This is a genomic window from Burkholderia pseudomultivorans, assembly GCF_001718415.1.
Classification (GTDB): Bacteria; Pseudomonadota; Gammaproteobacteria; order Burkholderiales; family Burkholderiaceae; genus Burkholderia; species Burkholderia pseudomultivorans_A.
Genome location: NZ_CP013378.1, coordinates 3,651,329 through 3,662,962, shown reverse-complemented (window position 1 = coordinate 3,662,962; position 11,634 = coordinate 3,651,329). Strand labels below are relative to the sequence as shown.

Annotated in this window: 9 protein-coding genes; 8 read left to right on the top strand and 1 reads right to left on the bottom strand. The window is 69.1% G+C overall.

From position 1 onward, the window contains the following. Positions 1-16: 16 nt before the first annotated feature. Positions 17-1,081 carry a regulator gene (locus WS57_RS29225; protein WP_155755054.1) on the bottom strand — a complete coding sequence of 355 codons (1,065 nt, stop codon included), beginning with the start codon at positions 1,079-1,081 and terminating at the stop codon, positions 17-19. 165 nt (positions 1,082-1,246) lie between these two features. Here WS57_RS29225 and WS57_RS29220 point away from each other — a divergent pair, with 165 nt between their 5' ends. The 8 genes from WS57_RS29220 (at position 1,247) to eno (ending at position 11,612) form a co-directional block, all read left to right on the top strand. After that, positions 1,247-2,500 carry a lipoprotein-releasing ABC transporter permease subunit gene (locus WS57_RS29220; protein WP_009695684.1) on the top strand — a complete coding sequence of 418 codons (1,254 nt, stop codon included), beginning with the start codon at positions 1,247-1,249 and terminating at the stop codon, positions 2,498-2,500. Beyond that, positions 2,493-3,251, top strand: a complete 759-nt coding sequence (lolD, locus tag WS57_RS29215) for a lipoprotein-releasing ABC transporter ATP-binding protein LolD (protein ID WP_080292932.1) — start codon at positions 2,493-2,495, stop codon at positions 3,249-3,251. Before WS57_RS29220 ends, lolD begins: the two co-directional genes overlap by 8 nt. A gap of 77 nt (positions 3,252-3,328) precedes the next feature. Then, positions 3,329-4,117, top strand: a complete 789-nt coding sequence (locus WS57_RS29210) for a TatD family hydrolase (RefSeq protein WP_009691165.1) — start codon at positions 3,329-3,331, stop codon at positions 4,115-4,117. A gap of 54 nt (positions 4,118-4,171) precedes the next feature. Further along, the gene (locus WS57_RS29205) at positions 4,172-6,652 is read left to right on the top strand and encodes a DNA internalization-related competence protein ComEC/Rec2 (protein WP_069245193.1); all 2,481 of its coding nucleotides are present in this window, start codon (positions 4,172-4,174) and stop codon (positions 6,650-6,652) included. A gap of 104 nt (positions 6,653-6,756) precedes the next feature. Next, on the top strand, positions 6,757-7,587 hold the full coding sequence (locus WS57_RS29200; protein ID WP_040127752.1) for an alpha/beta fold hydrolase: 831 nt from the start codon (positions 6,757-6,759) through the stop codon (positions 7,585-7,587). A 122-nt stretch (positions 7,588-7,709) separates the two neighbouring features. Continuing rightward, a complete protein-coding gene (locus tag WS57_RS29195; RefSeq protein ID WP_009689675.1) occupies positions 7,710-9,371 on the top strand; it encodes a CTP synthase in 1,662 nt (553 codons plus the stop codon). Beyond that, a complete protein-coding gene (kdsA, locus tag WS57_RS29190) occupies positions 9,368-10,222 on the top strand; it encodes a 3-deoxy-8-phosphooctulonate synthase (protein WP_009689674.1) in 855 nt (284 codons plus the stop codon). Before WS57_RS29195 ends, kdsA begins: the two co-directional genes overlap by 4 nt. A 106-nt stretch (positions 10,223-10,328) precedes the next feature. Continuing rightward, positions 10,329-11,612, top strand: a complete 1,284-nt coding sequence (gene eno, locus WS57_RS29185; RefSeq protein WP_009689673.1) for a phosphopyruvate hydratase — start codon at positions 10,329-10,331, stop codon at positions 11,610-11,612. Positions 11,613-11,634 lie beyond the last annotated feature (22 nt).

Genomic DNA, 11,634 nt, shown 5'->3' with positions numbered 1-11,634 from the left:
GGAGTCTTCTTTCGGCTTATTCGAACAGGGACGCGAGCGCACGGCGGCGCCAGAACTTGCGCAGGTCGCCGCGCGTCGCGCGCAGCGTCACGGAACTCGTGTCGCCGCACAGCGTGAAATCGACGCCGGCGCACTCGCCGCGCTGCAGCGCGGCAAGCGCCGGCGCGAACCAGTCGCGCTCGAGCGCGGCGAGCGCGTCGTGCCAGCGTGCCCAGTCCTGTTCGATGAATGGGGTGGTCAGCGCCGGCAGCTCGACGAGCGTCGTGCCGTCGGCGGCGGGCAGGGCGCCGAACGCGGCCGGCGGCGCGCCGGCGTCGGTGCCGGCCGCGCGGGCCAGGCCGAGCGCCGCGGGCGACGCGGACAGCACGCGCGCGAACGGCTTGCCGACCGGCTTCAGCGTGCCCTGCGCATGGAACCAGATCGAATTGACGGCCGGCAGCCCGCGCGCCTCGCGCGCCTCGTTGACCGGATGCTGGAACCAGGCCATCTGTACTTCGTTCTGCAGCTTCATCCACATCCGCGAGCGTTCGCCCGTGTGCGCCTCGTGCGGCAGCCAGATCTCGATGTTGCGGCCGCTCGCGCGCAGCGGGGCGGCGCCGGCGAGATGGGCGAACTGTTCGCTCGACAGATACCAGCGTGCCGGCTGCGGCGCTTCGACGCGCACGCCCAGTTCTTCGATCAGCGGGCGCGCGACCGCGAGCAGCGCGGCGGCATCGCCGTCGTCGAGTGCGAGGGCCGCGGGATCGACCAGCACCAGGTGATCGTGCGCGATTTCGACGTGGACCGGCTCGACGCAGGCCCACGCCTGCGTGCCGGGGTCGCCGCCGTCCGCGAGCAGCATGTAGGGTGCGAGCGGCGCCTCGTCGGCGGCATTGCCGTGCGTTGCGCCGAACTGGCGCGCCAGCCAGCGCTCGTGCGGCAGCGTGCGCTGGAAGTCCTCGCCGGCGACGCGCTCGACGACGCTCGCGCGCGCAAGCAACTTTTCGAGCGCGGGGCTGTCCAGCGTGTGCAGGGACGAGGCCGCATCGGCCGCCGACGGCAGCGCGAACGGAACGAGAAAATGGAGGCGTCGGTCGTGCATGATGGTGCGCATTGTATGGCAAACTGCGCGCGTGATCGGGCCGGCTGACGCCCCGATTGCGTCCGGCGGCCATTTTTTCGACCGCCTCCGGGCCGGCAGCCTGCCGCCCGGGCGGCGCTCCCGCCGCGGGCCGCCGCCCCGCCGCAACCAGCAGAAAGGATTCGCTTGAAACTTCCGTATGAATGGCAGATCGGCTGGCGCTACACGCGCGCCGGCAAACGTACGACCGGCAACGGCTTCATTTCCTTCATCGCGCTCGTGTCGATGCTCGGGATCGCGCTCGGCGTCGCTGCGCTGATCGTCGTGCTGTCGGTGATGAACGGCTTCCAGAAGGAAGTGCGCGACCGCATGCTGTCGGTGCTCGCGCACGTCGAGATCTTCTCGCCGACCGGCTCGATGCCCGACTGGCAGCTGACCGCGCAGGAAGCGCGCCGCAACCCGTCGGTGATCGGCGCCGCGCCGTATGTCGAAGCGCAGGCGCTGCTCACGCGCCAGGACGCGGTGAGCGGCGTGATGCTGCGCGGCGTCGAGCCGTCGCTCGAACCGCAGGTGTCGGACATCGGCAAGGACATGAAGGCCGGGCAGCTGAGCGCGCTGGTGCCGGGCCAGTTCGGCATCGTGCTCGGCGACGCGCTCGCCGGCAATCTCGGCGTGACGGTCGGCGACAAGATCACGCTGGTTGCGCCCGAAGGCTCGATCACGCCGGCCGGCATGATGCCGCGGCTCAAGCAGTTCACGGTCGTCGGCGTGTTCGAATCGGGGCATTACGAATACGACAGCACGCTCGCGATGATCGACATCCGCGACGCCGAGGCGCTGTTCCGGATGTCCGCGCCGACCGGCGTGCGGCTGCGGCTCAAGGACATGCAGAAGGCGCCGCAGGTCGCGCTCGAGCTGTCGCATACGCTGTCGGGCAGCCTGTACATCCGCGACTGGACGCAGCAGAACAAGACCTGGTTCTCGGCCGTGCAGATCGAGAAGCGGATGATGTTCATCATCCTCACGCTGATCATCGCGGTGGCCGCGTTCAACCTCGTGTCGTCGCTCGTGATGACGGTCACGAACAAGCAGGCCGACATCGCGATCCTGCGCACGCTCGGCGCGCAGCCCGGCTCGATCATGAAGATCTTCGTCGTGCAGGGCGTGACGATCGGCTTCGTCGGCACGGCGTCGGGCGTCGCGCTCGGCTGCCTGATCGCGTGGAGCATTCCGTGGCTGATCCCGATGATCGAGCATCTGTTCGGCGTGCAGTTCCTGCCGCCGTCCGTGTATTTCATCAGCGAGCTGCCGTCCGAACTCGTCGCGAGCGACGTGATCAGGATCGGCCTGATCGCGTTCGCGCTGTCGGCGGTCGCGACGCTCTATCCGAGCTGGCGCGGCGCGAAGGTGAAGCCGGCGGAGGCGCTGCGCTATGAATGACCACGCGACCGCATTCGCGGATTCACGACAACACATCAGACAGGATTCGGCAGGTATGCAGGATTACGTGCTTCAGGCGCGCGGGATCACGAAGGCGTTCGTGCAGGGCGGCTTCAACGTGCAGGTGCTCGACAATACCGAGCTGACGGTGCGGCGCGGCGAGAAGCTCGCGGTCGTCGGCGCGTCGGGCTCCGGCAAGAGCACGCTGCTGCACGTGCTGGGCGGGCTCGACGAGCCGAGCGCGGGCGAGGTGTCGCTGCTCGGCAAGCCGTTTACGCAGCTCGCGGAGCGCGAGCGCAACGAGCTGCGCAATCGCGCGCTCGGCTTTGTCTACCAGTTCCATCATCTGCTGCCGGAGTTCACCGCGCTCGACAACGTCGCGATGCCGCTGCGGATTCGCCGGATGACGACCGAAGACGCGCGCGCGCAGGCCCAGGCGATGCTCGAGCGCGTCGGGCTCGGCCCGCGCGCGAAGCATCGGCCGGGCGAGCTGTCCGGCGGCGAACGGCAGCGCGTCGCGATCGCGCGCGCGCTGGTCACGCAGCCGGCCTGCGTGCTCGCCGACGAGCCGACCGGCAACCTCGACGGCACGACGGCCGATACCGTGTTCAACCTGATGCTCGAGTTGTCGGAGACGCTGAACACGAGCTTCGTGATCGTCACGCACGACCCCGATCTCGCCGCGCGCTGCGATCGCATCATGCGGTTGCGCGACGGCGTGCTGCACGAAGAGCCGGCGCTGCCGGTCTGACCCAACGCCCGCCGCTCCGGGCTGCCGCCTGCCGCCCCGCGCGGCGGCGCGGACGGCGGGGCGCAGGAGTGCCCGACATGTGGATCGACACGCACTGCCATCTCGATGCGGCCGAATTCGACGCCGACCGCGACGCGGTCGCGCACGCGGCGCGCGCGGCCGGCGTGTCGCGCATCGTGATCCCGAGCATCGGCCGCGACAACTTCACGACGGTGCGCGAGCTGGCCGCGCGCACGCCGGGCGCGGCCTATGCGCTCGGCATCCACCCGATGTATACGCCGCATGCGCGCGACGAGGATCTCGACCGGCTGCGCATGGAGATCGAGGCGAGCCTCGACGATCCGCGCTTCGTCGCGATCGGCGAGATCGGCCTCGACTACTTCGTGCCGGGGCTCGACGAAGCGCGGCAGCAGTTCTTCTATCAGGGGCAGCTCAGGCTCGCGCGCGAATTCGACCTGCCCGTGCTGTGCCACGTGCGCAAGTCGCAGGATCGCGTGCTGGCGGGGCTGCGGCGCTTCGACGTGCGGCGCGGCATCGCCCATGCATTCAACGGCAGTTTTCAGCAGGCCGATGCGTATCTCGCGCACGGGCTGCATCTCGGCTTCGGCGGCAACGTGACCTTCGCGCGTGCGCTGCAGATCCGCCGGCTTGCCGCGCAGCTGCCGCTCGAGGCGATCGTCGTCGAGACCGACGCACCCGACATCGCGCCCGAATGGGCGTACAAATCCCGCAATACGCCCGACCAGGTGCCGCGCATCGGCGACGTGCTCGCCGAACTGCGCGGCATCGACGCGCATGCGCTGAGCCTCTCCACAACGGCCAACGCGCTCGCCGCGCTGCCGCGACTCGCGCTTTCGTCCGCATAATCGTTGCCGGAAGGCGCCGCATGCAGTGCGGCGTCGTGTCGGCAAGGAGGCGCAATGCGCGTGGGATGGATGGCGTTCGCGCTCGGCGTCGTCGTGTTGCAGCGGCAGGCGGCGTTGCCGGGCGCGTTTGCGTGGATCGCCATCGCGGTCGTGCTGTCCGGGTGCGCTGCGTTGTACGCGCGGCGCATGCGCCGGCCGCGCACGCGCGCCGGCGTCGTGCTCGGCTGGGCGCTGTGCGCGGTCGCGGCCGGCGTCGCGGGGTTCGGCTATGCGGCAGGGCGCGCCGAGTGGCGGCTGCGCGACAGCCTGCCGGTCGAGTGGGAAAGGCGCGACATCGTCGTCACGGGCGTGATCCGCGGGCTGCCCGTGGTCGACGCGTCGGGCGCGCGGCTGCTGCTCGCCGTCGAATCGAACGATGCGGGGCTCGCCCGTTTTCCGAAGCTGATCCGGCTGTCGTGGCGCACCCATGATGCGGCTGCGAGCCGCGACGCCGTGCCCGAGCTGCGCGCCGCGCAGCGCTGGCGGCTGGTCGTGCGGCTGAAGCGTCCGCATGCCGAAGCGAATCCGGGCGTGCGCGACAGCGAGGCGGCGTGGCTGGCCGCGGGCATTCGCGCGATCGGCTACGTGGCCGCGCCGCAGCGCGCGGTGCTGGTCGATGCGCGCGCGGCGGGATTGCGCGCGTCGATCGACCGGCTGCGCGACGCGCTGCGCGCACGCATCGCCGACGTGCTCGGTGCCGACGCGTTGCATCGCGGCATCGTCGCGGCACTCGCGATCGGCGACCAGTCGGGCATCGGCGACGGCGACTGGCGCGTGCTGCGCAATACCGGCACGAGTCATCTGGTCGCCATCTCCGGGCTGCATGTTGGACTCGTCGGCGCCTTTGCGGCCGGGCTCGCGTCGATGATCTGGCGTCGCCTGCGCTGGCGCACGCGGGCCGCGACGCTCGCGGTGCCGGCGCCTTACGCGGCGGCGCTTGCGGCGCTGGGCGGCGCCGCCGCCTACGCGACGCTGGCCGGTTTCAACGTGCCGGCGCAGCGCGCATGGTGGATGATCGCGGCCGGCGGCGTCGCGTATCTGGCCGGGCGCGGCGTGCCGACCTCGGCGGTGCTGTGCGCGGCGCTCGGCGGCGTGCTGCTGGCCGACCCGTGGGCCGTGCTGTCGGCCGGGTTCTGGCTGTCGTTCGGTGCGGTCGCGGTCATCCTGCTGTCGGTCGCCGGCTGGCGCGCGGTGCGCGATGACGATGCCGAAGCGGACGGCGACGCAGTTGCCGCTCCGTGGCAAAGGCTGCGCACATGGAGCCGGCGCGCGGCGCGACGCGTGGCCGAGGCGGCCCGCGTGCAATACGCGGTGACGATCGGACTCGCGCCGCTGACGGCCGCGTGGTTCGCGCAGATCTCGGTGTCGGGGCCGCTCGGCAACGCGTTCGCGATTCCGTGGGTCAGCTTCGTCGTCACGCCGGTCGTGCTGGCCGGCCTCGTGCTGCCCGCGCCGCTCGACGCTTATGCGTTCCGGCTCGCGCATGCTGCGCTCGAACCGATGATGGCGCTGCTCGGGCGGCTGGCGGACTGGCCGCCGGGCGTGATGGCGCTGCGCATGCCCGGCTGGCCGGTGCTGGCGCTCGCGTGCGTGGGCGTCGTCTGGATGCTGATGCCGCGCGGCTGGCCGCTGCGCTGGGCCGCGCCGCTCACATGGCTGCCGCTCGTCGCGCCGGCATCCGACGCGCCGCCCGTCGGCGGCTTCCGGCTGACCGTGCTCGATGTCGGGCAGGGCGCATCGGTGCTGGTCGAAACCGCGCGCCGCACCTTGCTGTTCGACGCGGGGCCGGGCGCGGAATCGACCCACGCGGGCCAGCGCATCGTCGCGCCGTCGCTGCGCGCACGCGGCATCCGCACGCTCGACGCGTTCGTGCTCAGTCACGCGGATGCCGATCATGCGGGCGGCGCGCCGGCCGTCTATGCGTCGGCGCAGGTGCGGCAGCTGCTGGCCGGCATTCCGCGCGGCCACCGGCTGTGGCGCGACGCGCAGGCGGCGGGCGTTGCCGACCGCGTGCCGTGCGCGGCCGGGCAGCGCTGGCGCTGGGACGGCGTCGATTTCACGGTGCTGTGGCCGCCGGGCGGCCCCGGCGCGGGCGCGTCGAACCGGCAGTCGTGCGTGCTGCGCATCGACGCGGGCGGGACGTCCGCGCTGCTGACCGGCGATATCGATGCCCATGCCGAGCGTCGGCTGGTCGATACGATGCGCGACGCGCTGGCCGCGCAGATCCTCGTGGTGCCGCACCACGGCAGCCGCACCTCGTCGGTCGAGCCTTTCCTCGACTCGGTCGGGCCGCGCGTCGCGGTATTTCCTGTAGGCTATCGAAACCGTTTCGGGCACCCGCACCCGAGCGTCCTCGCCCGCTACGCGGCACGCGCGATTCCGCTGCCGCGCACCGATCGCGACGGCGCGGTGCGGTTCGACGTCGCACCGGCGGATCGCGGCTTCGCGTTCGAGCGCTACCGCGATGCGCAGCGCCGCTACTGGATGGATCGGTGAGCGGGCGGGCGTCGGGCCGCAGCGATGTCGGCGCGCCCCGGCGCAGGGCAAGGAAACCGGGCAGGCGCCCGCCCGGTTCGACAAGACCACGGAGGCATCGGCGTTTGAAGGACATCCTGCATTTCTCTCACGCGAACGGTTTTCCGGCGTCGACGTACCGGACGATCTTCGCCGAGCTGGCCGACGACTACGAGCTGCGCTACATCGAGCGGATCGGCCACGATCGCCGCTATCCGGTGACGCGCGACTGGCCGCATCTGGTCGAGCAGCTGCTCGACGACATCGGCAGCCGCTACGAGCGCCCGGTGTGGCTGGTCGGCCATTCGCTCGGCGGCTACCTGTCGTTGATGGCCGCGCTGAGGAAACCGCAATGGGTGCGCGGCGTCGTGATGCTCGATTCGCCGATCATCGCGGGCTGGCGCGCCGGCGCGCTGCGCGCAAGCCAGTGGGCGGGGCTCGACGAGCGGCTGTCGCCGGCCGCCGCGACACGCAACCGGCGCACGCGCTGGGCGAGCCGCGACGAAGCGTGGCGGCATTTCCGCGAGAAGCCCGCATTCGCGCGCTGGGACGAGCGGATGCTCGCCGACTACATCGACTACGGGATTCCGCAGGCGGGCGCCGACGGCGAGCGCGCGCTCGCGTTCGACCGGCAGGTCGAATACCTGATCTACCGGACGCTGCCGCACACGCTCGGCCCGCGGCTCGCGCACGGCGCGCCGGTGCCGCTCGGCTTTCTGGCCGGCACGCGTTCGCGCGAGGTGCGGCAGGTCGGTCTCGAGGCGACGCGGCGGGCGTCGCGCGGCCGCATCGAATGGCTCGAAGGCAGCCACCTGTTTCCGATGGAGCGGCCGGTCGAGACCGCCCGGGCATTGCAGCGGATGCTGAATTCGCTGCGCGCGGCCGAAAGCGCGGTGCCGCTCGCGAAGCGCGCGTGACCGGTTGCGCGCGGCGCGCACGGCCGGCGCGGCACAGCGCGAAGGGGCGCGATCATCGCGTCAATTGCTGAGAGAAGGGCGGGCTTTACGGTATAATCCGTTTTTCCCGCGAGCATCCAGCGATGACCAAATATGTTTTCGTCACCGGCGGCGTAGTTTCTTCCCTCGGCAAGGGTATTGCCGCCGCCTCTCTCGCCGCGATCCTCGAATCGCGCGGTCTGAAAGTCACCCTCCTCAAACTCGATCCCTACATCAACGTCGACCCCGGCACGATGAGCCCGTTCCAGCACGGCGAAGTGTTCGTGACGGAAGACGGCGCGGAGACGGATCTCGACCTCGGCCACTATGAGCGCTTCATCAGCACGAAGATGCGCAAGGCCAACAACTTCACGACCGGCCAGATCTACGAATCGGTGATCCGCAAGGAGCGCCGCGGCGACTATCTGGGCAAGACCGTGCAGGTCATCCCGCACATCACGAACGAGATCCAGGCGTTCATCGAGCGCGGGGCCGCGTCGGCCACCTGCGGCGAGCCCGACGTCGCGATCGTCGAGATCGGCGGCACGGTCGGCGACATCGAGTCGCTGCCGTTCCTCGAGGCCGCGCGCCAGATGAGCCTGCGCCTCGGCCGCAACAGCGCGTGCTTCGTGCACCTGACGCTCGTGCCGTACGTCGCGACGGCCGGCGAGCTGAAGACGAAGCCGACCCAGCACAGCGTGCAGAAGCTGCGCGAGATCGGCATCCTGCCGCACGTGCTGCTGTGCCGTGCGGACCGCCGCATCCCGGACGACGAATCGAAGAAGATCTCGATGTTCTCGAACGTGCCGGAAGACGCGGTGATCTCGGTGTGGGACGCCGACAGCATCTACAAGATTCCGCAGATGCTGCACGACCAGGGCCTCGACAGGATCATCTGCGACGAGCTGAAGCTGTCGCCGCACGACGCCGACCTCAGCATGTGGGCGGAACTCGTCGAGAAGCTCGAGAACCCGAAGCATGAAGTGACGATCGGCATGGTCGGCAAGTACGTCGACCTGACGGAATCGTACAAGTCGCTGATCGAGGCGCTGCGCCACGCGTCGCTGCACACGTCGACGAAGGTCAACATCGAGTACATCGACTCGGAAGAGATCGAGACGAACGGCGTCGACAGCCTGAAGCACCTCGACGCGGTGCTGGTCCCGGGCGGTTTCGGCCGTCGCGGCACCGAAGGCAAGATCGCGGCGATCCGCTATGCGCGCGAGGCGAAGGTGCCGTACCTCGGCATCTGCCTCGGCATGCAGCTCGCGGTGATCGAGTTCGCGCGCGACGTCGTCGGCCTGAAGCAGGCGAACAGCACGGAATTCGATCCGGACACGCCGGAACGCGTGGTCGCGCTGATCACCGAATGGTACGACCGCGAAGGCAAGGTCGAGACGCGCACCGAGGAATCCGACCTCGGCGGCACGATGCGCCTCGGCTCGCAGCGCTGCCCGATCAAGCCCGGCACGATGGCGGAAGAAATCTACGGCAAGGACGTGAACGAGCGTCACCGCCACCGTTATGAAGTCAATAACCGCTTCGTGCCCCAGCTCGAAAGCGGCGGCCTTATCATCAGCGCGCGTACCCCGAGCGAGGATCTGCCGGAAATGATGGAACTGCCGCGCTCGATGCACCCGTGGTTCGTCGGCGTGCAGTTCCACCCGGAATTCACGTCCACGCCGCGTGACGGTCATCCCCTGTTCAAGTCGTTTGTCGAAGCCGCGCTCGCCAACAAGCAGGCGCGCGCCGGAGTGAAAGCATGAAGCTGTGCGATTTCGAGGTCGGTCTCGACAAGCCTTTCTTCCTGATCGCGGGAACCTGCGTCGTCGAGTCGGAGCAGATGACGATCGACACGGCAGGCCGCCTGAAGGAGATCTGCGAGAAGCTGAACGTTCCGTTCATCTACAAGTCGTCCTACGACAAGGCGAATCGCAGCTCGGGCAAGTCGTTTCGCGGCCTCGGAATGGACGAGGGACTGCGGATCCTGTCCGAGGTGAAGCGCCAGCTCGGCCTGCCGGTGCTGACCGACGTGCATTCGATCGAGGAGATCGAGCCGGTCGCGTCGGTCGTCGACGTGCTGCAGACGCCCGCGTTCCTGTGCCGCCAGACCGACTTCATCCACGCGTGCGCGCGCTCGGGCAAGCCCGTCAACATCAAGAAGGGCCAGTTCCTCGCGCCGCACGACATGAAGAACGTGATCGACAAGGCGCGCGACGCGGCGCGTGAAGCGGGGCTCTCCGAAGACCGCTTCATGGCGTGCGAGCGCGGCGTCTCGTTCGGCTACAACAACCTCGTGTCCGACATGCGCGCGCTCGCGATCATGCGCGAGACGAACGCGCCGGTCGTGTTCGACGCGACCCACTCGGTGCAGTTGCCGGGCGGGCAGGGCACGAGTTCGGGCGGCCAGCGCGAATTCGTGCCGGTGCTCGCGCGCGCGGCGGTGGCGACGGGCGTCGCGGGCCTGTTCATGGAAACGCATCCGAATCCGGCCGAGGCGAAGTCGGACGGCCCGAATGCGGTGCCGCTGAACCGGATGAGCGCGTTGCTGGAGACGCTCGTCACGCTCGACCAGGCGGTGAAGCGCAACCCGTTCCTGGAAAACGATTTCAATTAAAGACCGAATGAACCTTGCGGCGGCTTCGCGCGTCAGTAGCGAAAGCGGTATTGACGCGCGAGCCGCCGCAGTTTGAAGAATCCATCGTCATTCTCAGAGGAAACCCATGAGTGCAATCGTAGATATCATCGGCCGCGAGATTCTGGATTCGCGCGGCAACCCCACCGTCGAATGCGACGTGCTGCTCGAATCGGGCACGATGGGCCGCGCGGCGGTGCCGTCGGGCGCGTCCACCGGCTCGCGTGAAGCGATCGAACTGCGCGACGGCGAAGCCGGCCGCTACAACGGCAAGGGCGTGCTGAAGGCAGTCGAGCACATCAACACCGAAATCTCCGAAGCCATCATGGGCCTCGACGCGTCGGAACAGGCGTTCCTCGACAAGACGCTGCTCGAGCTGGACGGCACCGACAACAAGTCGCGCCTCGGCGCGAACGCGATGCTGGCCGTGTCGATGGCCGTCGCGAAGGCCGCCGCCGAAGAGGCCGGCCTGCCGCTGTACCGCTACTTCGGCGGCTCGGGCGCGATGCAGCTGCCGGTGCCGATGATGAACATCGTTAACGGCGGCGCGCACGCGAACAATAGCCTGGACATCCAGGAATTCATGATCGTCCCGGTCAGCCAGCCGACCTTCCGCGAAGCGCTGCGCTGCGGCGCCGAAGTGTTCCACGCGCTGAAGAAGATCCTGTCGGACCGCGGCATGAGCACGGCGGTCGGCGACGAAGGCGGCTTCGCGCCGAACTTCGGCAGCAACGACGAATGCCTGTCGACGATCCTGCAGGCGATCGAGAAGGCCGGCTACCGCGCGGGCGAAGACGTGCTGCTCGCGCTTGACTGCGCGGCCTCCGAGTTCTATCACGACGGCAAGTACCAGCTCGCGGGTGAAGGCCTGCAACTGTCGTCGGCCGAATTCACCGACTACCTCGCGACGCTCGCCGACAAGTTCCCGATCGTGTCGATCGAGGACGGCATGCACGAAGGCGACTGGGAAGGCTGGAAGCTGCTGACCGAGCGCCTGGGCAAGAAGGTGCAGCTGGTCGGCGACGACCTGTTCGTCACGAACACGCGCATCCTGAAGGAAGGCATCGAGAAGGGCATCGCGAACTCGATCCTGATCAAGATCAACCAGATCGGTACGCTGACCGAAACGTTCGCGGCGATCGAGATGGCCAAGCGTGCGGGCTACACGGCCGTGATCTCGCACCGCTCGGGCGAAACGGAAGATTCGACGATCGCGGACATCGCGGTCGGCCTGAACGCCGGTCAGATCAAGACGGGTTCGCTGTCGCGCAGCGACCGCATCTCGAAGTACAACCAGCTGCTGCGCATCGAGGAAGATCTCGGCGACATCGCCAGCTACCCGGGCAAATCGGCTTTCTATAACCTGCGCTAACGCGCTACTATCGGGTTCGTCA

Excerpts from the sequence above, each read along its gene's own strand:
- WS57_RS29210 (WP_009691165.1), top strand. The coding sequence starts at position 3,329 with ATGTGGATCGACACGCACTGCCATCTCGATGCGGCCGAATTCGACGCC.
- WS57_RS29205 (WP_069245193.1), top strand. The coding sequence starts at position 4,172 with ATGCGCGTGGGATGGATGGCGTTCGCGCTCGGCGTCGTCGTGTTGCAG.
- eno (WP_009689673.1), top strand. The coding sequence starts at position 10,329 with ATGAGTGCAATCGTAGATATCATCGGCCGCGAGATTCTGGATTCGCGC.
- lolD (WP_080292932.1), top strand. The coding sequence starts at position 2,493 with ATGAATGACCACGCGACCGCATTCGCGGATTCACGACAACACATCAGA.
- WS57_RS29195 (WP_009689675.1), top strand. The coding sequence starts at position 7,710 with ATGACCAAATATGTTTTCGTCACCGGCGGCGTAGTTTCTTCCCTCGGC.
- WS57_RS29225 (WP_155755054.1), bottom strand. The coding sequence starts at position 1,081 with ATGCACGACCGACGCCTCCATTTTCTCGTTCCGTTCGCGCTGCCGTCG.
- kdsA (WP_009689674.1), top strand. The coding sequence starts at position 9,368 with ATGAAGCTGTGCGATTTCGAGGTCGGTCTCGACAAGCCTTTCTTCCTG.